The 21,604-nt window shown below is 58.6% G+C and carries 15 protein-coding genes; 8 read left to right on the forward strand and 7 right to left on the reverse strand.

Annotation, left to right across the window (positions count from 1 at the left end):
- Positions 1 to 265: 265 nt before the first annotated feature.
- The 4 genes from TSACC_RS06105 to TSACC_RS06120 all read right to left on the reverse strand — a co-directional run bounded on the left by TSACC_RS06105 (position 266) and on the right by TSACC_RS06120 (position 5,598).
- Positions 266 to 976: a class I SAM-dependent methyltransferase gene (locus tag TSACC_RS06105; protein ID WP_075078501.1), complete on the reverse strand. Its 711-nt coding sequence runs from the start codon at positions 974 to 976 to the stop codon at positions 266 to 268.
- 210 nt (positions 977 to 1,186) lie between these two features.
- Positions 1,187 to 2,233 (reverse strand): mannose-1-phosphate guanylyltransferase, encoded by a 1,047-nt coding sequence (locus TSACC_RS06110; RefSeq protein ID WP_075078502.1) that lies wholly within the window; start codon positions 2,231 to 2,233, stop codon positions 1,187 to 1,189.
- A 154-nt stretch (positions 2,234 to 2,387) separates the two neighbouring features.
- Positions 2,388 to 2,882, reverse strand: a complete 495-nt coding sequence (locus TSACC_RS22665) for a barstar family protein (RefSeq protein WP_075078503.1) — start codon at positions 2,880 to 2,882, stop codon at positions 2,388 to 2,390.
- A gap of 139 nt (positions 2,883 to 3,021) precedes the next feature.
- A complete protein-coding gene (locus TSACC_RS06120) occupies positions 3,022 to 5,598 on the reverse strand; it encodes a valine--tRNA ligase (RefSeq protein WP_075080587.1) in 2,577 nt (858 codons plus the stop codon).
- Between the two features lie 412 nt (positions 5,599 to 6,010).
- On the opposite strand from TSACC_RS06120, the gene TSACC_RS06125 reads away from it, so the two are divergent.
- Together TSACC_RS06125 and TSACC_RS06130 are read left to right on the forward strand one after the other, a co-directional pair.
- Complete coding sequence (locus TSACC_RS06125; RefSeq protein WP_075078504.1) at positions 6,011 to 6,883, forward strand: HamA C-terminal domain-containing protein; 873 nt, start codon at positions 6,011 to 6,013, stop codon at positions 6,881 to 6,883.
- Positions 6,880 to 8,991 carry a DEAD/DEAH box helicase gene (locus TSACC_RS06130; RefSeq protein WP_075078505.1) on the forward strand — a complete coding sequence of 704 codons (2,112 nt, stop codon included), beginning with the start codon at positions 6,880 to 6,882 and terminating at the stop codon, positions 8,989 to 8,991. Before TSACC_RS06125 ends, TSACC_RS06130 begins: the two co-directional genes overlap by 4 nt.
- 189 nt (positions 8,992 to 9,180) lie before the next feature.
- Here TSACC_RS06130 and TSACC_RS06135 read toward each other — a convergent pair whose 3' ends face one another.
- The gene (locus TSACC_RS06135) at positions 9,181 to 12,039 is read right to left on the reverse strand and encodes a glycoside hydrolase family protein (protein WP_075078506.1); all 2,859 of its coding nucleotides are present in this window, start codon (positions 12,037 to 12,039) and stop codon (positions 9,181 to 9,183) included.
- Between the two features lie 293 nt (positions 12,040 to 12,332).
- Here TSACC_RS06135 and TSACC_RS06140 point away from each other — a divergent pair, with 293 nt between their 5' ends.
- Positions 12,333 to 13,472 carry a glycosyl hydrolase family 28-related protein gene (locus TSACC_RS06140; protein ID WP_169809556.1) on the forward strand — a complete coding sequence of 380 codons (1,140 nt, stop codon included), beginning with the start codon at positions 12,333 to 12,335 and terminating at the stop codon, positions 13,470 to 13,472.
- Between the two features lie 39 nt (positions 13,473 to 13,511).
- Here the strand turns inward: TSACC_RS06140 and TSACC_RS06145 are convergent, their stop codons facing one another.
- Positions 13,512 to 14,111 (reverse strand): TetR/AcrR family transcriptional regulator, encoded by a 600-nt coding sequence (locus TSACC_RS06145; protein WP_169809557.1) that lies wholly within the window; start codon positions 14,109 to 14,111, stop codon positions 13,512 to 13,514.
- Positions 14,112 to 14,216: 105 nt separating this feature from the next.
- Here TSACC_RS06145 and TSACC_RS06150 point away from each other — a divergent pair, with 105 nt between their 5' ends.
- Positions 14,217 to 14,663, forward strand: a complete 447-nt coding sequence (locus TSACC_RS06150; RefSeq protein WP_075080588.1) for a DUF5069 domain-containing protein — start codon at positions 14,217 to 14,219, stop codon at positions 14,661 to 14,663.
- Positions 14,664 to 14,994: 331 nt separating this feature from the next.
- Here TSACC_RS06150 and TSACC_RS06155 read toward each other — a convergent pair whose 3' ends face one another.
- Positions 14,995 to 16,881, reverse strand: a complete 1,887-nt coding sequence (locus TSACC_RS06155) for a hypothetical protein (protein ID WP_153811307.1) — start codon at positions 16,879 to 16,881, stop codon at positions 14,995 to 14,997.
- Positions 16,882 to 17,419: 538 nt separating this feature from the next.
- Here TSACC_RS06155 and kaiC point away from each other — a divergent pair.
- Genes kaiC through TSACC_RS06175 form a run of 4 tightly spaced genes read left to right on the forward strand, consistent with a single transcriptional unit; the run spans position 17,420 to position 21,591 of the window.
- A complete protein-coding gene (gene kaiC / locus TSACC_RS06160; protein ID WP_075080589.1) occupies positions 17,420 to 19,144 on the forward strand; it encodes a circadian clock protein KaiC in 1,725 nt (574 codons plus the stop codon).
- On the forward strand, positions 19,141 to 19,482 hold the full coding sequence (locus tag TSACC_RS06165; protein WP_075078510.1) for a circadian clock KaiB family protein: 342 nt from the start codon (positions 19,141 to 19,143) through the stop codon (positions 19,480 to 19,482). The genes kaiC and TSACC_RS06165 overlap by 4 nt, the downstream gene beginning before the upstream one ends.
- Positions 19,483 to 19,519: 37 nt before the next feature.
- Positions 19,520 to 19,897, forward strand: coding sequence for a circadian clock KaiB family protein (locus TSACC_RS06170; protein ID WP_075078511.1), 378 nt, complete (start codon positions 19,520 to 19,522; stop codon positions 19,895 to 19,897).
- Positions 19,894 to 21,591: an ATP-binding protein gene (locus TSACC_RS06175; RefSeq protein ID WP_075078512.1), complete on the forward strand. Its 1,698-nt coding sequence runs from the start codon at positions 19,894 to 19,896 to the stop codon at positions 21,589 to 21,591. Before TSACC_RS06170 ends, TSACC_RS06175 begins: the two co-directional genes overlap by 4 nt.
- The last annotated feature ends 13 nt before the right edge of the window (positions 21,592 to 21,604 follow it).

Raw genomic sequence — 21,604 nt, forward strand, 5'->3', positions numbered from 1 at the left:
TGTTTCGTCAGATAATAGGAAAACACGACTTCCTCTTCTCGAAACTCGCAGTTTTTTTGGATTCATTCAGACATCATCCCTGCCGGAGTATCTCGTTCAAGGAGCTCCTCTCGATGGTTCCCTCAGCTGGTCGCGTGATAGATCAACCCAGCAAAAGTACGCTATATCCAAATGCCGCCATCAGGTGTTTTTTGGGTGATGCTGGCGAGGCTGTAACCCTCTCAAGGGTGAGTGGGCCGGTTCTTCGTTGCGAAAAGACTTGGTATTACAGATATAAGAATTTCTCGAACCTGGGTGAAGCTAGCAAGATTACGGAGCTTGCGCCGTTGAATGTTGCTTTCCGAAATTTGATCCGGTGCCCTCCAAGGGTGTTTTCAATTTCTTTTGAAAGAAGCCTTTCGCCGGCGCGGCTTGCATCGTCAATCAGTATGACGAAGTCTTCATTCAATATGCTTGGGATAAAGCGCGTTATTCCCAGGCGATCGTATTTTGTTTTCCTATTGGAGGCCGGAGGTCCGTCGATCAGGACGAAGTCATATTTTTGCGAAAATCCTTCTATTGCATACCATTGGGATGCGTGGTGGTTTTCGAGGCCCTGCAGCGGAGCATGAACCGTTTTGATTTTGCTCGATGTCTTGGCGATTTCTTCAAGCCAATATGCATCGTGATCGACGGTGGTTAGGCTTTGATTCGTGTGCTCTACGTATGAAGCGAATAGCTGTGTTGATTTTCCTGCTCCAAGTTCAAGGATGTTTGAGCAACACTTGTCGTTAAGTATGGAGAGGATGATGTAAAGCAATGTGTAGCTTGCCGTGCCTCCGCGTGGCGAGGATAGCGGCGTTCTTTTAAGCCACTCGGCTTGGTTGCAGAGCTCGAAATAATTTCTCTGGTAAATTAATTCTATGTGGCTGGTGTTAATTGTTCGATTAATCCCCTGGATGAGATTTGCGATTTTGTACAATTTTTCGGCCAACATATGATTTTCTGCTGGAAAGCGCTTTAGGTGGAGTGGGGAGTCTCTTAAAGAAAGCCTTTCTTTGAAAGAGTAATCAAATCGTCTGATTGGTTTGCCCCCGAAAATAAGGGCGGGCGATGTTCGTCAATCAGCGTCAGGAATGCGTCCCTGCAAGGTGCTCAGTGGTCGTGCGCAAATACCCCCACCGGAGCGGAAACTTCCGCCTTCGGCTTACTTGACGTTTTCGGGGAGGAAGGCCTGGAGTTTTTTGATGTCTTGGGCGGCGTCGCGGTGGCAGACGAGGAGGGCGTCGGGGGTTTCGACGACGATCAGGTCGTTGACGCCGCAGAGGGCGATGACGCGGGTGTTGGCGAGGACGACGTTGTTGTGGGAATTCACCTGGTGGACTTCGCCGCGGGCGGTGTTGCCGTCGCAATCGGCGCCGAGGTGCTCGGGGAGCGAGGTCCAGGCGCCGACGTCGTCCCAGTCAAATTTCGCCTTCACGGCCAGCACCTGGCGGGCTTTTTCCATGATGGCGTAGTCGACGGAGATCTTGGGCAGTTCGGCGAAGCACCCGGCGAGATACCCGTCCACGTCGGCGGCGGGGAACTGGCGGATGAAGTTGGCCAGGGCGGGGGCGTTCAGGTCGCACTCGGCGAGGAAGACCTCGGAGCGCCAGACGAACATGCCTGCGTTCCACCCGTAGTCGCCGCTGTCGACGTACTTTTGCGCGGTCTCGGCGTCCGGTTTCTCGACGAAGCGCCGCACCTGATGCAGCCCCGGCTCGATTTCCTCGCCGAGGTGCAGGTAGCCGAAGCCCGTGGCGGGGTGATTCGGGGTAATGGAAAAGGTCACCAGCGCGTCATTGGTCGCGGCGGCGCGGGCGGCGTCCCTCACCTGCTGGCGCAGCACGGGGACGTTGTGAATCATGGAATCCGCCGGGAGCAGGGCGCAGATGGCCTGCGGATCGCGCGCGCGGGCGAGTCCGGTAGCCAGCGCACAGGCGGGCGCGGTGTCGCGCTTGGCGGGTTCGGCGATGATGTTCTCCGGCGGCAAAAAGGGGAGTTCCTTGCGAATGGCGTCGACCTGCGAGGCATTCGTCAGCACGAAGATGCGCTCCCACGGGGCCACGCCCTCCATGCGCAGGACGGTCATTTCCAGCATGGTCTGCTCGCTGAGGAGGCGCAGGAGGTGCTTGGGCGTCCTGGTCCGGCTCATCGGCCAGAACCGTTCGCCGCTGCCGCCAGCCATGACAAAGATATGCAGATGTTCGACCATGTGATGTGGGAAGTAGGGGCTGGAGCGTGAGAAGTCAACCGAAGTTGAAAACGACGCGAAGTCGGAACTCGGAATCCGGAAGTCGGAAGTAGTTTTTCCGGCCCATGGGCCGGGTTGAGTTTTCGCGGAAACGGGCCTCTTTTTTGAGAATTACTCAGCTAAGTGGGCCGGGAAACCGAGAATCAGGAGCAGTAGGATAGCCTTGCAGCCGGGCGTCGTTATCGACTCCAGCAAGAAGCACGTGAAATGGTATGGCGGGCCCGTCCGAAGAGTCCCCTTCCTTGACGGGAGTGGATAATTCGTTCGCTACCATCGCCAGTGTATCCAGCAGTTTCGCCAAGGCGTCGCTGTTCGAGTCGGCCAATACCTCAGACGAATGCGCCAGGCAGATCACAACGGCGTCTGCTCGAAGCACGTGCCGATCAGAGAGGCAGTCGCAGAGGGCGTCAAGGTTACGGCCAAAGTAGCTCGGAAAATCAAATTCTCGGGCTAGGTGCTCATATGCGCGATTCCAATCACGCATCTGCCTGCCATCGAGGTCGATCCATCTTCTCCCGGCTGTTGCAAGCCATGCCTCCCGGATATCGGGCTGGAGCGAACTGACTCGCGCGATGCGAGGCTCCGCGGTGGTTTCAAGCCAGGAAATCATTGGAGGTCGGAGGTTGGAACCCAGAAGTCGAAATCAGAAGTAGAAGCCCCTCCAGCGTAGGCGCAAAGGCGCGGAAGCTCAGGAAGTGCTCCGCATCACGAAACACTTCCCACTTCCGAAATCCCACTTCCGCCTTCGGCTAGCCGAGGCTGGCCACAGCGTCGCGGAGCGCTTCCAGCCGCCCTTTCCAGCTCGCCTCGCGCGCCCGATGCTCGGCCACGACCTCGGCGGGGGCTCCGTTGACGAAGGACTCGCTGGAGAGCTTGCCCTGCACCTTCTTGATTTCCACCTCGACCTTCTTGATCTCCCCGGCGAGGCGCGTTTTTTCGCTCTCGGGGTCGATGATGCCCTCCAGCGGGAGGAGGAGCAGGCCGATCGGGCTCGGGCAGGAGGCGACGGAACCCGCCGGGCGCTCGGTCACGATCTCGATGGCCTCAGCATTGAGCAGGACGGAAAGCACGCCGGTTTCGCCCGCCACCCAGGGTTCGCTGGGCTGGAGCAACCACCGGAGGCGCTTGTTGGACGGCAGGTTGTAGGTCGCGCGGAGATTGCGGGCCTGCGCGGCGGCATCAAAGGCCGCCTCGGCGCGGGCGTCGGCTTCCCAGCCGTGGGCCTTGGGCCATTCCGCGTATTGAATGCTTCCCGTGCCGTAGCCCAGCTCGTGCCACAGCTCCTCGGTGATAAAGGGCGCGTAGGGGTGCAGGAGGCGCAGCACGCGGCCGATCACGTAGTCGATCGTGGCCAGCGTGCCCTCGCGGCGGGCGGGGTTTTGGAAATCCGCCTTGGCCGCCTCGATGAAGCGGTCGCAGAAGTCGCCCCAGACAAAATCATAGAGCGCCTGCGCCACCTCGCTGAAGCGATATTCGTCATACGCCGTGTCGATGCGCCGGATGGTCGCGTCGAGCTTGGCCAGCAGGTCCTTGGCGAAGAGCGAGAGCTCGTGCTTCGACGGGTCCGCCGCCGGGTCGATCTCGCCCTGGATCTGGCGGAACCGGCAGGCGTTCCAGAATTTGTTGCAGAAATTGCGCCCCTCGACGATCTGCTGCTCGTCGTAGCGGATGTCCTGCCCCTGCGGCGCGATGCGGATGATGCCAAAGCGCAACCCATCCGCGCCCACCTTGGCGATGAGATCGAGCGGGTCGGGCGAGTTGCCCAGCGATTTCGACATCTTCTTGCCCTGCTTGTCGCGGATGATGCCGGTGAAGTACACGTGGCGAAACGGCACCTCGCCCATGTACTCCAGCCCCGCCATGATCATGCGGGCCACCCAGAAGAAAATGATGTCCGGCCCCGTCACGAGCACGCTCGTGGGGTAAAACTTTGCCCGCGTGGCGTCGTCCATCGTGTCGTGCGCCCACAGCCAGGAGGAGAACCACGTGTCGAGCACGTCTCCATCCTGCACCCAGCCCTCGCCGGGGCTGTCCACCTGGCAGCGCACCTCGCCGTCCTTGTTCCAGACCGGGATGCGATGGCCCCACCAGAGCTGGCGCGAGATGCACCAGTCCTGGATGTTTTCCAGCCAGTGGTCGTAGACCTTTTCCCAGCGGTCGGGGAAGAACCGGATGAGCTGATTGCGCACGGCGTCGCGCGCCTGCACGGTCATCGGGTACTTCAGGAACCACTGCTCGGAGAGCCTCGGCTCGATCGGCACGCCCGCGCGTTCGCTGTAGCCCACGTTGTTCTCGTGAGGCTCCTCCTTCACCAGCAGGCCCAGCTCGCGGAGCTTCTCCACCGCGGCCTCGCGCGCCTCGAATCGATCCAGCCCGGCGAATTCCTCGCCGGCCAGGTCGTTCAGCGTCCCGTTGGGGTTCAAAACGTCGATCACCGCCAGCCCGTGGCGCAGGCCGATCTCGTAGTCCACCTTGTCATGGGCCGGGGTCACCTTCAGCACGCCCGTGCCGAACTCAAAATCCACCGCCTCGTCGCCCACGATGGGAATCTCCGCGCGGTTGTCCAGCGGGAGCGGACGCCGCACGTGCTTGCCGATGAGGTTGGCATAGCGCGGGTCCTTCGGGTTCACCGCCACGCCCGTGTCGCCCATGATCGTCTCGGGCCGCGTCGTGGCGATCTCCAGCCACGTGCCGGGCTCCTCCACCACCTCGACCTTGAAGTGATACAGGAAGCCCTTGTGCGGCGTCGGGATCACCTCCTCGTCGCTCAAGGCGGTGAGGGAAACCGGGCACCAGTTCACCATCCGCACGCCGCGGTAGATGAGGCCCTTGTTGTACAGGTCCACGAAGACCTCCTGCACGCGCCGCGCGTAGGCCTCGTCCATGGTGAAGCGCTCCCGGCTCCAGTCGCACGAGCACCCGAGCTTCTTCAGCTGGTTGATGATGATGCCGCCGTGCTTTTCCTTCCACTCCCACACGCGCTTGAGGAATTCCTCGCGCCCGAGGTCGTGGCGGGTCTTGTGCTCCTCCTTGCGGAGCTTGCGCTCGACGACGGTCTGGGTGGCGATGCCGGCATGGTCCGTGCCCGGCAGCCACAGCACCTCGTGCCCCTGCATGCGGGCGCGGCGGGCCAGGATGTCCTGGATCGTGTTGTTCAGCACATGCCCCAGCGTGAGCACGCCCGTGACGTTCGGCGGCGGGATGACGATGGAATACGCCGGTTTGGCCGACTGCGGGTCCGCCTCGAAGCAACGTTGCTCGAGCCACCACGCATAAAGCCGGTCTTCTACCGCCTGCGGTTCGTACGCTTTGGAAAGTTCAGCCATTGGAAAGGAAAAACGCCCATTCTGGACGATCCCGCGACGGCTGGCAAGGGCGGGGGTATGTTCCACGCCTCTTTATCCCTGGTCATTCTCGATTTTAAAACTTGGGTGATGAACCGAAAGAAGCCGTTAGTAGGAGCGATGGAATTGCATATCACTTTTGTATCAAGCGAAGTGCCTCTACTGATGAGCAGTAGCAAGACTGTTGTCTAAACACTTGCCCGAGCCTCCGGCGAATTTCTGAAACAAAGCTATCGTGATTTAACACGATAGCTTGTCCTTGCTGAGTGAGACTTGATCAATTTCGTCAAATAATTTAAGATAGTGATTGTAATCTCCTTGGCATGAAATGGGTTACGCTATAAGGCAAATATGAAGTCGAATGTGAGTGTTCGTCTTCAATTGAAGGTCTTGTATGACGAATATCATCTCTCCTCATCCGGAACCGTTTTGGGAAGTGCGTGTTCATGATCTGTCCATCGACCCATCGTTGACCGGATTATGTGTTGGATACGAAATGGAAAAATGGCGGGCTGACCAGTTGGCTGAACATATGATGGAGTGGCTTCCTGATTTTGCGTTAAGTTCAAGTGAAAGGGCGGGGGTGCATTCAGGCAACATGGTGAGACTTATGCGGGAGGCTGCTCGAAAGATCTACAAATCTGAGAAATTCAAGAGCCGAGGAGAATTTGGGGAGCTATTTCTACATGCGGCAATTAGAACTGTATTTGGTTCAGTGCCTGCTATTTCGAAGATATACTATAAGACATCCGCGAATGATACTGTAAAGGGCTTCGATGCCGTCCATGTTGTTGGGCCGCCGGATTGCATGGAGCTTTGGATTGGGGAAGTAAAGTTCTATAAAAATATCAATTCCGCGATTCGCGATGTGGTTTCCGAGATTGAATCGCATACGCAGAGAGACTATCTAAAAGATGAGTTTCTTTGGATAAAGGGAAAGCTAGATGAAAGAGATCCTCATGCGCAACAATTGAAGAAACTTCTATCACCTAACGTCTCCCTCGATACCGTATTTAAGCGAGCTTGCATTCCCGTGCTTTTAACTTACGAAAGTGACTGTGTTGGTCGCCATACTGCGTGCAGTGACGAGTATATTCAAGGGTTTGAAGAGGAGGTTATTAAAAACCATTCATCATTTGTGGCAAAAATGAAGGCTATTGAGATTTCGCCAGCGCTTAATGTTCGTCTTTTCCTTTTGCCTATTCACTTGAAAAATGAGCTTATCGCCGCTCTCGATAGGAACCTGAAGTCTTGGCAGAACAAATGAAAAAGGAAGAAATTCGGCTTATTTTATCTCATGGAGAAGGGGTTGAGGAGCGGGCGTTTGAGATTTTGCAAGGGATCGCGAGGTATGTTAATGATGAGGAAGGCGAAGAAATTGGAAGGGATCTTGTCCTTAGAGCCTTGGAGCGGCGTGTCGAATTTGGCGGATTCTCTGAGGTTCTTGATGGGCTTACGAGAGAGGTTGGTTTGTTTCCTTATCTGGACCAAGAGGAGTTGTCGTTAAAGGATTCGTTGGCATATGAATTTCATAGACCAGACGAGAGTTCTGATTTCGTCTTTCATCGAGTGCAGGCTCAGGTATTCAGGCGGTTAATCGATGGGGAAAATGTAATTTTGAGCGCACCGACAAGCTTTGGGAAGAGCCGTGTCATTGATTCTATTATTTCTGCTAAAGAATTTCAAAATATTGTGATTCTCGTTCCGTCTATCGCGTTAATTGATGAGACTAGGCGTAGGTTGGTTTCGTTCTCTCCCTCCTATAAAATAGTTTCTCAGTTGTCTCAGAGGCCGGATAAGAGGAATATTTTCGTATTCACTGCTGAAAGGTTAAATGCGTACGAGGAATTGCCGCCTATAGATTTTTTTGTAATTGATGAGTTTTATAAAATCGGAGCAATCAGCGATAGGGATCAGGCGCGATTTGTGGCCTTAAACCAAGCCTTCTATCGTTTGAGTAAGAGTCGAGGGCAGTTCTATCTTCTTGGTCCCAGCGTTAAAGCTATACCGGATGGAATTGAAGCTAAGCTTCCATGCTATTTTTTCCCGACAAGATTCTCGACTGTGGCCAGTGATGTTGTCGAAGTTTACAACTGGGATAATGATCTGGATGAGCTTCTGAAATTGTGTTCTGAAATTGATGAACCTACATTGATTTTTTGCAAATCTCCGGCCCGTGTTAACGAGGTTGCGCGGGCGTTGGTGGAAAAGGAAATTGTCTCCGATGGTCGGAAGATGGGAGATGCGGCGCGCTGGATTTCCGAGAATTTTCATCCAAAATGGATTTATCCTCTAGCGATAACGCACGGCGTTGGTTTGCATCATGGGCGGCTGCCTCGATCCTTGGGGCAGTTGAGTGTTAGGGCTTTTAATGAAAACAAAATAAAATTCCTAATTTGTACGTCCACTCTTATCGAGGGTGTTAATACATGTGCAAAAAATGTAATAATATTTGATAATGTAATTAATAAAGTTCCTGTGGACTTCTTTACATTCAATAATATTAGGGGGAGATGCGGGCGGATGTTTGAGCATTTTGTTGGTCGCGTCTACCTTTTTCATCCTCCACCTCAGGAGGAGTTGCCCTATGTTGATTTTCCAGCAATAACGCAGGGGGCGGAGGTTCCTGAAAGCCTTCTCATTCAGATGGAGCGAGAGGATCTGAGCTCTGAATCTGACGGCAGGGTTGATGAGATATATCGACAGACCATTCTTCCAATTGAGGTAATCAGAAAAAATTCTACACTTGATCCCTTGGCGCAAATTGAATTAGCCAAAGAGCTTTCGGGGCTCAAGAGGTCGGAGGCTTCGTTGTTCTGGTGGAAGAGATTTCCAGATTACGACGGACTACTAGTGGTGGCGCGGCTATTGTGGAAGTATTTTGTGGCTGGCAGGAAGCACGGCGTTTCATCTCCAGAGCAATTGACGTTAAAGTTATGGAAATTGAAATCTTCTCCCGGAATAAAAGGTCGGATTCTCGAAGAGCTGCGCCCTGGAAAGTATCAGGCGGCCTCCCCTGATGAGGCTGTGGAGCGAGTGTTTTCCTTTGATCGCAACTGGGCGGGATTTGAGTTTCCTAGGCTTTTAATGGCAGTTTCGCGAATACAGCAGCATATTTTTGATGCGAGATTCGGAGTTAGTGGAAATTACGCTCTTTTTGCGGCGAGATGTGAACAGCTATTTCGAAATCCCGCACTAGTTGCTCTTGAGGAATACGGGTTGCCTATCCAATTGGGGGAACGAATCGCTGAGAGCATAAATCTTAGTGAGGATTTAGATGTGGCGATTAAGCAAGTTAAAGAATTTGACCCTGCGGGTTATGGGTTTGATCGGTTTGAGGTTGATCTTTTAAAAGAGGTTCAGAGAGGAGTTTGAGCTTTGGTTGTTAATATTGCTTTATATTTGAAGTCGGCAAGCGTGAAAAAATAACGCTATTGTGTTCTGAGGGAATTTGGGAGAGGTTGGGATTTGTAACGGATCGATGGCATGGGATGGGGGAATTTTGGTCCAGCGGATAGCAATAGTGTCAGTTTTCGCTGCTCCGGTATGCTCGCATAATCTTTTTCACGGCGCGGTATACCCATCCAGATCCACCACAACCGGGTCGTCGGAGAAGGGGGTGGTGACGGAGGTGTCGAGGCCGAGGAGGGGCTTGAGGTCGGGGGAGGTCTTTTGCACACCGATGAGGGTGTCGAAGGAACGGGCGATGGCTCCGGCGTAATCGCTTGCGGTGCTGGAGTTTGAGACGTTGATTTGCAGGTACTGGCCGCCGCTGTTGAGAGGGGCCGTCGAGGTGATGGCGCTGGTGATCGCGATATTGGCGGCGGAGCCGGAGTTTTGCGCCCAGGGGGTGAGCCAGCGATTGCCCGCCATGCCGGGAAAGCCGTCGGTGGCGGCATTGGTAAGGCCGTCGGAGAAGCTGGCGAGGGGGCCGACAGGCGGGGTGGTCGAGCCGCCGGAGAGCTGCATGGCGAGGTTATCCACGGAGAAGGTCATCGCGCCGGGGTGGTCCTTGTCATCGCGGGCGCCGAAGAAGACGCGCTGCTGCGCCGTGCCGGTGGCGCGGAAGGGGATGCCGGTCGGGCTGGTGTAGTTCGTGGAGCCGCCCGCGATGGTGAAGGAATACGTGCTCGCGGCCGGGTCGACATTGACCACGATGTGGTAGACCGTGCCGGGCACGAAGGTGACGCCGGTGGTCGTGAGGGTGGAGCCATTGTAGTACCGCCACTGGAGCGCGCCGCCGGAGTAGGTCGCGCCGAGGCCCCAGGTGGTATTCGCATCGAGGCCGGAGGCGTTTTCCACCAGGCTGCCGAAGATGGCGTAGTTGCTATTCGTATCCGCGCTCACGGCGGGAATGACGGAGTCGCCGCGGAAGTCGAAGGCGAGCTGGTACGGCCCCGTGAGGTTGGAGGTCTCGGTGGTCCAGAGGACGGCCTTGGCATTGCCGGGCGTGCCGTCGGCATCGAGCGCGGTGGGGTTCCAGAAGACGAGGCACCAGTCCTTGGCGTTGTTCAGCGGGGCGGTGTTGCCGAGAGAGACCTTCTGGACGTAGCGGTAGCCGTCGAGGGCGGCATTGAGCGCGGCGACCTTGGCGACGGCGGGCTTGGCCACGAGGGTCTTGGCAAAGTTCGCCCCCGAGGTGGTGAAGAGCCCGTAGTGTTTGTCGGACGTGTTGTCATCGACATTGCGGGCGTCGTCGAGCGAGTAGACGCAGTTGATCGTGAGCCCGGTGTAGTAGCCCATGAGGATCTGGCGGACGGCGAACTTTGCATGCGTGTCGGTGCTCACGCCGTAGTCGTTGCGGTCCGTCGAGAAGCCCCATTCCGTGAGGACGATGGGGAAGTTGGGCTTGCCGCGGGCGGCGAGCTCCGTCTTCAGCAGCGAGATGGGCGAGGCGAGGGCCTCGGGGACGCGCTTGGCGGGATCGGAGCTGTAGTTGGAATACGGGTGGATCGAGACGCCGTCGACGAGGTCGAGCAGGCCGCGGTCGAAGCACTTGTCGATGAAGTTGCCGCGCGCCCAGGCATTGGCCACGCCGGGGGCGATGACGAGGGGATTCGGGAGGTTCTGCGATTCCCGCCCGAGGTGCCAGCCCTCGCGCAGGCCGGAGACGGCGTAGGGGACGAGCGCCATGTATTCATCGACATTCGATGCGGGCACCCAGAAGCCGCTCAGGTTCGGCTCGTTCCAGATCTCGAAGATGGGATTGAAATCGCGGAAGGCATAGGCGAGGGCCTTGCAGTAGTCGTGAAAGCCCTGCCGCTGGGCATCGGTCTGGATGCCGCCGTTGGTGGTATCCGTGCCGTACACGGTATTGCCGAGTCCCACGAAGATGATGGGGCGGATGCCCTTGCTCGCGAGCATTTCCACGAGCTGCTGATAGCCGGGGATGTAGGACTGCGGGGAGGTGAGATTGTAACTGCCCGCGCTGCGCTCGACATCGAACCACGGCACGCCAAACCGCGCAAAGCGGTAGCCCGCGTTGGCGTATTGGTTCATCGCCGGGTCATTGGCGGTCGAGGTGAAGTCGATGTAGGTATTCGTATGCAGGGCCGCGCCGTTGATATTCGGCACGATGGGCTCGGGGAAGCCCTCGGCCAGGATGGGTCCGGAAGCCTCGATGCGCACATGGTCGAGGGAGAAATTCACCGAGCCGGTGTGGTCCTTGTCGTCCTTGGCGGAGAAGAAAACTTTGTTCACGCCCACGGAGGCATTGCGGAAGGGGATGCCGGTCGGGCTTTCGTAGACGGTGGCTCCGTCATTGATCATGAAGGAATACGTCTTCGCCTGCGGATCGACGAAAACGCCCACGCGGTAGACGGTGCCCGTGGTGTAGGTGATGCCGGTGTCGACGAGGGTGGAGCCGCTGTAGTAGCGCCACCGCGTCGCGCCGCTGGCGGTGCGAATCGTGAGGCCCCACGTGGTGTTGGCATCAAGCTGGGCGGCGGAGTTTGAGATACTGCCAAAGATGGCGTAGTCGCTATTCGTATCCGCGCTCACGGCGGGAATGACCGAGTCGCCGCGGAAGTCGAAGTACAAATCCCACGGGGTCGAGGGGTCGACCACGGCGGAGTCAAAGGTGCGCGTCACCGCGCCGCCGTAGTCCGAGGCGGTGCTGGCATTGCTCACCTGCACGGAGAGGTAATTGCCGCCGCCCGCGAGCGGCGAGGCCGAGGAGGCGGAGTTGGTCAGCGTGACATTGGCGGAGGAGGTTTTGTTCGACGTCCATCCCGAGGCCCAACCGGAGCCGGTCGCGCCGGGATAGCCATCGACGAGCGCGCTGGTGTTGCCATCCGTGAAATCGGCGAGGATCTGCGCCTGGCCTGATGAACACAGGCCCGGCAGGATGGCGGAGCAGGCAATTGCGATATGCCGGACGCTGACGCGCAGGCGTGAAAAATCAACCCGGGGGATGGTTTTCATAGCTGGGAGAATGTGTGATGAGGGGAGATGACCCGGAGGCGGGAAATCTGCGGCAAGCTAATCGGTTTTCCCCAGGCGGGGCCATAACGCCATCGCCCCAATACTTTACATTTAGGAACCTTGCTAATGATTGGCAACCGGTTGCTAACACTGTGGTGCGGAGGGGTGCAAGGGAAGGATCAGGTAATGCTAATGGCGGCGGAGCGGAGCGGGCGTCTTTCCTCGCGGAGGGCGCTCTGTTCTTGATGCGGATGGGGAAGTGCGGGATGATGCCGGGTCAAATTTTCAACCCAGTGCATAATATTCGGAATCTCGGGGCGATCGGGGATGGACTCGCAGACGACTCGGCAGCCATTCAGAAAGTGCTCGATGGAGGGCGGAAGGAGGTCTTCATTCCCGCCGGGGTGTACCGGATCGCGCAGACGCTGAAGGTCGATTCCTTCACGAAGATCGTGGCCGACCCCGGGGCGAGGCTTTTTCACTGCGGGGAGACTCCGCACGGGGCGGAGGATTTTCTCCTGACCAACCGCGACCCCGTCTTTGGCAACGCGGAGATTCAGATCACGGGCGGGACGTGGGACGGGAACAAGACGGGGCGGACGAATTTCAAGGACCCCGATCTTTTCAACCTGAAGGCCTTCACGGGAACGGTGCTGAATTTTCGCAACGTGCGCGACCTCAAGCTCAGCGACCTCATCGTGGCCAACAGCGTCGTGTACTTCGTGCGCATGTGCATGCTCGACGGGTTTGAGATCCGCAACATCGGATTCCAGAGCGACGTCATTGAGAACAACCAGGACGGGCTGCATTTCAACGGCTGGGTGCGCAATGGAGTGGTGGAAAACATTCGCGCGCTGACGAAGGGGCAGCCGAACGATGACCTGATTGCGCTGAACGCCGACGACAGCATGGCGCGGCTGGAGAATACCGGGATGACCTGCGGGCCGATCGAGAACATCGTCTTTCGCAATCTCTACGCGGAGGACTGCCACACGGCGGTGCGGCTGCTCAGCTACGTCTCGCCGATCCGCAACCTGCGCTTTGAGAACGTGGTGGCGGGCTGCCGGTGCTTTGCCATCAACATGGACGGGGCGCGGTATTGCCGCACCCCGCTCTTCCGCGACGAGGATTTCCCGCAGGGCGTCGGGCGGATCGAGAATATCGAGTTCCGCGGGCTGAAGGTCTGGTGGAGCACGCCGGGCGAGCGCAAGGCGCTGATCGATGGCGAGAGCCGGGTGGAGAATTTTTTGATCCGGGGCTTTGAGCGCGATGCCACGCGGGACCAGGCGCCGGAGGTGCCGACGCTGTGGGTGGAAAAGACGCCGGGGCTGCCGATCAAGGCTCTCGCGGGAGAGCGCGTCGTGTTGGATGCAGTGGCGGGCAGCGAGCCGGTGGTGGTGAGCGAGGCGTTTTCCGAGCTGAGGCTCGGCTAGGTATGTCCGTCCCGCTCGGTGCGGTGCGAGGAGCGGCTTTTAGTGCGAGGCCGTCGCGCCCTCGGACCTTATGCCCATGATGGGCAGGACGATCGGGAGCACGGCGTCGACGAATTCATCGCGGCTCTGCGTTTGCTGGCGCTGCCATTCCGTGGCCGCGCCGCAGATCGCCCAGGCGGCCAGGGTGGCGCGCAGCTCGGCATTGGTGCGGTCGCGCGCGGGGCAATCTCGCAGCGCCCCGGCGACGAGGAATTCGCGGAGGCGTTCGCGGATGGTGGATTCGATTAACGGCCCGGCCTGACGCTGGAACTCCTGGCAGCGCGACGGAAATCCCGCCAAAAAGTCGCAGACCGTCTCGATGAGCGCGCGAATGCCATGCGGGCACTGGGCCGGGCGTTCCGCCATGCGGGCCATGAAGGCGCTGCGAAATTTCTCCCCGATGAGGTCCTGAAAGAGCGCGAACTTGTCCGTGTAGTGGTCGTAAAAGGTCGCGCGGTTCAGGGTGGAGCGCTCCGCAATATCCTGCACGGAAATGGCTTGCAGGGATTTTGAGCCAAGCAGCTCCTCAAAGGCGCGCAGCAGCATCTCCCGCGTGCGCTTCACGCGAGGGTCGAGGTTGCAGGCGGCTTCCGTCTCCATGGAAGCAAACATACCATTTGACAAACTTCCCGTCTAGTGATGGATTAACAACAGATGTCGTTTAGAAAACAAGCGACGTCAAAATTCAAAAAGGAGACACACATCATGAGCACGACACTGGAATACAAAGACCTGACGAAAGAAGCCCCGCGCAGCCCGCGTGAACGCCTGGGCGGCTACATCCTCCTCGCCCGCGCGATCGACAAGGGCCGCGCCACGCTGGCCGGGAAAAACGGCGAGTACCATTTCGACTGTCCGCTGGACAACTACCTCTTCGGCTTCAAGGAAGTGAAGGGCGCCGACGTCAAAGCCCTCCTCGAGAAGGGCGCGACAGATGAGGAGATCGTTGCGTGGTTCAATACCAACGGCGCGACGAAGACGCCCGAGGAGATCGCGGAGTTCGGCAAAAACGTCGAGGGCTATCGTCCCTACGACGACCCGGAGAAGCGCGATTGGTTCGTGGGCGAGGCGACGAAGTCCGGCCTCGATCCGGCGAAAGTCACCCTCTTCGACTGGCTCGAGGTGGACGACAAGCAGAGCTACCAGAGCTAAGAGGACAGCCTCTTTTTACAGAAAGCCGACCCGGGGAATTGGAGCCCCGGGCGCGGTTTGACAGAGCCGAGCCTGGTAAACAGGCGGAGCCAAGAGAGCGAAGGAAGCCAAGGGTCAGGCGTTGTGTGGAGATGGCGCCGGGCCGGAGGCTTCCTTCGCTTTTTTTTGTTTAAGGCGGTGCGATGAGCTGTTCAGTCCCGGAGAGATGGAACAGGCGAAGCCAGCCTCCCAACCTCTAGGCAATGATGGGACAGATACTCCCTGGGAGCGCCCGAGCGATGGCGGCAGCGCGTCGGCCGATTGTTCGCTGTTGCAGCGGGAAAAGAGTCGGTCATTTCGAGGAGGAGCCTGGCGCAGAAAGGTAGTTGGCCAGGTTCATGCCATTGTAGAAAATCGCCAGATCTTCCTCGTCTGTGGTAATGCGGCCGGGGATGAAACCTGCGGCAAACCGGTAGCCCTGGAAGGAATACTTCATGTGCATCCTCCCACAACTCATGATGCGCGCATCGGCCACGGGCGCCGCCAGCGCCCCCTTTGCCGTGGTGGCCACAGAGCAGTCGGCGCGATCCCATGCCATCACTTCGGTCAGGGGCACCGCCTTGATCTGCTTATAGGAGTCTTGCTTGTGGGCGCTCCAGGTGGCCGGATTATTCCGGTCCAGATCCGGGTTCGGCTTGTATTTGATGATGATCAGATAGGGAACGCCATAACGGAGTGAAGCGGGCCTATGGTCGTCGGAATCCCCAACGCTCATGGCTGGCGGGATATTGTCCTTGGGGTCGCCGGGTTGGGTGACCCATTGCAAATGCAGGCGGTCGCGGTAGGCGAAGATGTGGGCATTGCCCCACTCGTCGTGGGTCAGGTCGGTCTTTCCTGTTGGAGCCTGAACCACTTTGCTCGGCCACTTGGCGAAATCCGTTTCAAAGTTGATCTCCGGCGGGTTGTCGATGGCGACAGTGGGATTGGTGTAAAAGACCCAGTTGTTGTGATGGCGACCCACCGTCCACGGAGCTTCGATTCCACCCTTGCCGCGGCTGTCGGGCTCGGTCATAGGCCCCGAGCGCATTCCCAGCAGGTCGACCAGGGAATTGTTCGACGCCATGGCCGGGTCGAGCATGGCGATCATCCAGACGGTCCATTCCCATTGGTCGGAGAAATAGCCGGTGTCTGCCTGGAAAACATTCGCCACATTTTTGTAATCCCCCGCATAGAGCCCGCGGATGCCATACTCGCTCTCGGAAGCCGGCGAGAATGCCGGTTGGTAAACCGTCTTCCCGTTGGTGACTTCGGCTGTATTGAGGACCAGATTGGCCTTTCCGAACAGCCCCGGAATCGCGGTTTTACTTCCGGCATCCGTCGTTTTCCCGAAATCAAAAACTTCGCCGAGCGCGGGCAGTTGCCCCAGAGTCAGAGACCGTCGCCATCCTGCCTGCCGGGCAAGCCCCCAGTGCAGCGTGCGTATTTCCGGGATCGAGAGCCGGTCGGAGACAATGATGCCATACAGCAGGAAATCCTGGCCCTGGTTGGCTGCGGCGGGCTCGCTGCCGTCGATCCCGAGGCGAAGCGTTCCCGCATTCTCTTCCAGAGCCGATGGTGACGGCGCGCGTTGCTGCGTGTTCAATTGCGCACCATTCCGAAATACGGCGAAAGATCCATCCGCACCGCAGTTGAGCGTGAGGATATTGTGGGAGCCCTCCGGGAGAGCCTCTGCGGACTTGTAAGACGGACTCTGCGCCGCCCCGTTGCGCCAGGAGAAGAGGGCCGTGCCGCCGGGTACACTTCCCCCCAGTTGCACGTCCACCTGGTTCGCGCCGCCACTGCCACGGTATGACCAAGGGTAGTCCGGAGAGCCTGCGCCTCCCTTTTCCATGCGAATCGGGTTGACGACGATGCCCGTAAAGGACTTGCCGCCGCCGGTTGCGAAGGACATCCCCTCAAGAGCCGTCGAGAGCGCACGGCCCCCAGTAAAGTGAATACACCAATTGCCAGCGGCATCCTTGCCCAGGGTCGGTTTCGATTGACCGGGCGGAACCGTCATCCAGACCGGCTCCGTCGTGCCCGGACGCTGCAACGCCAGTTCGACCTCCATTCCCTCAAGCGACGGAGTTCCCTTGGGCAGAGCGGCCAGCGCCGCAGATTCGTCGAATGCCCCGGACGCGGTCATGCCGATGGCCGTGCCGTTAATCCGGCAGGTCGGTCCCGAATAAGTCGGAATCATTCGGTCGAGTCCCGCGGCGTAATGCAAGGAAGTCGAAAGCGCCGACGCTCCCACAGGCTGAACTGCATCCTGCCAGCCACTGCGGGCGTCTGCGACAAGAGCGAAGAATGCCAGAAGCGCAGATATTGCCGGCTGCACCAGCCGAAGCCGGGATGACGCTGGAGAGAGTTGTTCTTTCATTGAATTCATAATGACGATCGAAAAGTGTACCGCTCGGGTTCGAGCTCATCCGATCGCTCAACTGTTGCGCCCCATTCAGCTTCAGGGAAGCAGGAACTTGCTGGCGGTCATGCGGCCTGAAAAGGAGGTGGCGTTCGCGCTGGGTACGCATCTGGTGGAAGCTAAGGGAACGCCTCCGCCTTAGCATACGTTCTGGTTGGTCCTCTGCGAGGAATACAAAGGCGAAGGGTGGGATACGACGCAGGGAGAGGGAAAGATGCCTTGCGATGGGTTGACTAGGGCACGGTAGGGGTAAAACCTTAGGGTCCTCGGGGTGGGGATGGTTGACGGTGCCGGAGCGAACGGGGGAGGATGCCTCATGGCGAAAGTAAAAAAATCTCTCCCTGTCCTGAAGAAGGCACCGACAGGTATTGACGGATTTGACCAGATTACGAACGGGGGAGTGCCGCAGGGCCGACCGACTTTGGTTTGCGGTTCGGCGGGATGCGGCAAGTCGCTCTTTGCGGTGGAGTTTCTCATTCGTGGCGCGACGGAATTTGGCGAGCCCGGAGTGCTGATGACGTTTGAGGAGACGGCGGACGACATTCGCAAGAACGTGGCGTCGCTCGGTTTCGACGTGGACAAGCTGATCGCGGAAAAGAAACTCGTGATTGATCACGTCAAGGTCGACCGCGCCGAGATCGAGGAGAATGGCGAATACGATCTCGAGGGGCTGTTTATCCGGCTCGGGTATGCGATCCAGTCGATCGGGGCGAAGCGCGTCGTGCTGGACACGATCGAGACGCTCTTCTCGGGTTTGTCCAATCAGGCGGTGCTCCGCTCGGAACTGCGGCGGCTTTTCTACTGGCTGAAGGAAAAGGGCATGACGACGGTCATCACCGGCGAGCGCGGCGAGGGGCAACTCACGCGGCAGGGGCTGGAGGAGTATGTGTCGGATTGCGTCATTCTGCTCGACCATCGCGTGATCGGCCAGATCTCCACCCGGCGGCTGCGCGTGGTGAAGTATCGCGGCACCACACACGGAACCAACGAGTATCCTTTCCTCATCGACGAGGAGGGCATCTCGGTGCTGCCCATCACGGCCTCCGGGCTGGACTATGAGGTTTCCAATGAGCGGATCTCCAGCGGCGTGGACGGCCTGGACGAGATGCTGGGCGGAGGGGGGTATTACCGCGGGAGCACGGTGCTGCTCTCCGGCACGGCGGGCACGGGAAAAAGCAGCGTGGCGGCGCAACTCGCGCGAGCCACGTGCGCACGCGGAGAGAGGTGCCTGTACTTTTCTTTTGAGGAATCGCCCGCGCAGATTCAGAGGAACATGCGATCTATAGGTGTAGACCTTGCGCCATACGTGAAGAAAGGGACACTGGAGTTCCACTCCACGAGACCCACGGTCTTCGGACTCGAAATGCACCTCGTGCGCATGCATAAGCTCATAGAAGATTTTCAACCCGACGTGGTCGTCATTGACCCGGTCTCCAACATGCAGAATGCCGGCACGCTGGAGGAATCCACCAACATGCTGATCCGCATGGTGGACTACCTGAGGAAGAACAACATCCTCGGGTTCATGGTGAGCCTGAGCGGCGGCGGCAAGGCTCTCGAGGCGACCGAGGAAGGGCTCAGCTCCATCGTCGACACCTGGCTGCTGCTGCGCGACGTGGAGACGAACGGCGAGCGAAACCGGCTGCTGTACATCCTGAAATCGCGCGGCATGGCGCACTCCAATCAAGTGCGGGAATTTCTCATCACCACGCAGGGACTCAAGCTGGTCGAGGCCTACCTCGGCGATGAAGGTGTGCTCACCGGTTCCGCCCGGGTGGCGCAGGAGGCGCGAAACGCAAAAGACCTGCGCAAGACGGAGGACGAGATCGCGCGCAAGAAGCTCGCGTATGAACACCGCCGACGCGCCGCCGAGGCGCAGATCGAGGCTCTCCGCGCCGGTTTGATGGCGGAAGAGGAAGAGTTTAAGCGTGCGGTCGAGGCCGAGGAGGCGCGCCTGCAGAAAATTTCCAGTGATCGTGAAGCCATGAGTCGGAGCCGTGGTCTCGCTTCTGAATCCACAGCTCCGAAACGTCGTCGATGAAGAAGAAAACCCAGAAAACCGCCAGTCATGGCGTGAACGGCACAGCGCCGGATACCGAGATATTCTCGCTCCGTCTTTATGTCGCCGGACAGACACCGAAATCCCTCACAGCCTTTGCCAATCTCAAGCGGCTGTGCGAGGAACATCTGCCCGGGCAATACCGGATCGAGGTGATCGACCTGGTAAAGAATCCGCATTTGGCCCAATCGGACCAGATCGTGGCTCTGCCGACACTCGTGCGGAAGCTTCCTGAGCCGATCAAGCGCGTGGTAGGCGATCTTTCCAACTCGGAAAAGGTCATCGTGGGCATGGATATCCAAAGCCTGAAAGCAAACTAGGGGAGTCCACCCGCAAAGGACGTGCGAAGGGATTAACATGATGCAAAGGGAGCGAAGCCAATACATCGACAGTACCCGGGAGTTTGAGGAGATGTTGAAAAACACCTCGGGTGAACAGCACTATGTGCTGCGCCTTTATGTGACAGGGTCGACCATGCGTTCGGCGAAGGCCATCGAGACGATCCGGGCGCTCTGCGACGATTATCTCGCGGGGCACTACGACCTTACGGTCGTCGACATTTACCAGCAACCGACAGCAGCCCAGGATGACCAGATCATCGCCGCTCCCACGCTGGTCAAGTCGGAGCCGCTGCCGCACAAGCGCCTGATCGGAGACCTTTCCGATCGCGAACGCATCCTGGTCGGTCTCGATCTCACCCACGAAACCCCTGAACACGGAGAAGACGACGAATGAACGGAAATCCTGGGGAGCCGCCCGCCGAGTCGGCTGAAAATGCTGGCAATCGCGGAGTCTGGCTGAGCCCGACGGAGTTTGGGCAATTGCAAGCCAGCCTCCATGAGGCGCAGGAGACTCTCAACGCCATCCGCAATGGCGAGGTCGATGCGGTGGTCGTCACCGGCAGCAAGGGAAACAAGATTTACAGCCTCTCCGGGGCGGAGCACCCCTATCGCATCTATGTCGAGCAGATGCAGGAGGGGGCGGTAACCGTGACTCCGGAAGGCCTCATCCTGTATTGCAATCAGCGATTTGCGGAAATGCTCGGCGAGCCGCTCGACCAGGTGATCAGCTCGCAACTCATCCCGCGACTCGATGCGGAGAGCTGGGCTGCCATCTCGACAGTGCTGGGCGATCACGAGGGCGCGACCAAGCACGAGAGCTTCCTCCAGTGCGCGGAGGGCGTGGCATTGCCCGTGCACTTCACCGCGAGCCCGCTGCCGCTCATGGACCAGACGGTGATCTGCCTCGTCGTGACCGACCTGAGCTTGCAGAAATCCGGTGAGGTTTTGAGGCTGGCCAAGGAGGTCGCCGAGCGATCGAGCGCGGCGAAGGACAGCTTCCTCGCGGCCCTCAGCCACGAGCTACGCACCCCGCTCACGCCCGCGTTGATGGGCGTCGCCACGCTCCAGCAGGAGCGGGGTTTGCCTGCGGGAGTATTGACTCATCTTTCCATGATCCGGCGCAATATCGAGCTGGAGATTCGCCTCATCGACGACCTCCTCGATCTCACGCGGATCGCCCATGGAAAGTTTGAGCTGCAGGATGCGGAGATGGATATCAACTCCGTCCTCGATCGGGTGCTGGAGATTTGCCGCTCGACCTGGGAGGCCAAGAATCTGACTCTCACGGTGGAGCGTTCCGCCGTCGACACCCGCACGGTCGGTGACGTCGTGAGGCTCCAGCAGGTGCTTTGGAACGTGATCCGCAACGCGGTGAAGTTCACCCCCTCAGGCGGATCGATCTGGATCACCACGGAAAATCCCACACCTGGTGCGTTTCGCATTTCCGTGCGGGACTCGGGCATCGGCTTCAATGCGGCGGAGGAGCCGCAGCTCTTTCAGCCCTTTGAACAGGTGGGCCGCGAGATCACACGGCTCTTTGGCGGCCTGGGTCTCGGATTGTCGATCAGCAGGTCGATTGTTTCCGCCCACGGCGGCCGTATCTGGGGCGAGAGTCCGGGGCCGAACAAGGGTGCGACTTTTCACGTCGAGATCCCGCTGCGCCGGAGCGCGCAACCCTCCCAGCAGGACGACGCGATGGAGGCGGAGCCGGGGATGCGGCGGAGCCTGGTGATCCTCCTCGTCGAGGATCACGATGATACCCGCCAACTGCTCCAGATGATCCTAAGTCAAAAAGGCCATGCCGTGCATGCGGCCGCCACCGGCGAGGATGCGCTGGCGCTCGCAGAGAAGGAGTCGTTTCATCTCGTCATCAGCGATCTCGGTCTGCCCGACATCTCCGGCTCGGCCCTGATGAGCCAGCTGCGCTCCCGCTATCCGAAGCTGCGAGGGGTCGCCGTGAGTGGTTATGGCATGGAGGAGGATGTGCGCCGGAGCAAGGAATCGGGATTTGATCATCACCTGACCAAACCTGTGGACCCCGCCCGTCTGGATCGCCTCATTGGCGAGTTGGCACAGGAGATTCTTTAGGGTTTCAGGAGCG

Origin of the sequence: Terrimicrobium sacchariphilum, from assembly GCF_001613545.1 — a bacterium.
Taxonomy (GTDB): domain Bacteria; phylum Verrucomicrobiota; class Verrucomicrobiia; order Chthoniobacterales; family Terrimicrobiaceae; genus Terrimicrobium; species Terrimicrobium sacchariphilum.

Bases quoted from the DNA above. Each gene is read 5' to 3' on its own strand.
- TSACC_RS06155 (WP_153811307.1), bottom strand. From the start codon at position 16,881: ATGATTCCGACTTATTCGGGACCGACCTGCCGGATTAACGGCACGGCC.
- TSACC_RS06130 (WP_075078505.1), top strand. From the start codon at position 6,880: ATGAAAAAGGAAGAAATTCGGCTTATTTTATCTCATGGAGAAGGGGTT.
- TSACC_RS06125 (WP_075078504.1), top strand. From the start codon at position 6,011: ATGACGAATATCATCTCTCCTCATCCGGAACCGTTTTGGGAAGTGCGT.
- TSACC_RS22665 (WP_075078503.1), bottom strand. From the start codon at position 2,882: ATGATTTCCTGGCTTGAAACCACCGCGGAGCCTCGCATCGCGCGAGTC.
- TSACC_RS06105 (WP_075078501.1), bottom strand. From the start codon at position 976: ATGTTGGCCGAAAAATTGTACAAAATCGCAAATCTCATCCAGGGGATT.
- TSACC_RS06150 (WP_075080588.1), top strand. From the start codon at position 14,217: ATGAGCACGACACTGGAATACAAAGACCTGACGAAAGAAGCCCCGCGC.
- TSACC_RS06145 (WP_169809557.1), bottom strand. From the start codon at position 14,111: ATGGAGACGGAAGCCGCCTGCAACCTCGACCCTCGCGTGAAGCGCACG.
- TSACC_RS06120 (WP_075080587.1), bottom strand. From the start codon at position 5,598: ATGGCTGAACTTTCCAAAGCGTACGAACCGCAGGCGGTAGAAGACCGG.
- TSACC_RS06135 (WP_075078506.1), bottom strand. From the start codon at position 12,039: ATGAAAACCATCCCCCGGGTTGATTTTTCACGCCTGCGCGTCAGCGTC.
- TSACC_RS06165 (WP_075078510.1), top strand. From the start codon at position 19,141: ATGAAGAAGAAAACCCAGAAAACCGCCAGTCATGGCGTGAACGGCACA.
- TSACC_RS06175 (WP_075078512.1), top strand. From the start codon at position 19,894: ATGAACGGAAATCCTGGGGAGCCGCCCGCCGAGTCGGCTGAAAATGCT.
- kaiC (WP_075080589.1), top strand. From the start codon at position 17,420: ATGGCGAAAGTAAAAAAATCTCTCCCTGTCCTGAAGAAGGCACCGACA.
- TSACC_RS06170 (WP_075078511.1), top strand. From the start codon at position 19,520: ATGATGCAAAGGGAGCGAAGCCAATACATCGACAGTACCCGGGAGTTT.
- TSACC_RS06110 (WP_075078502.1), bottom strand. From the start codon at position 2,233: ATGGTCGAACATCTGCATATCTTTGTCATGGCTGGCGGCAGCGGCGAA.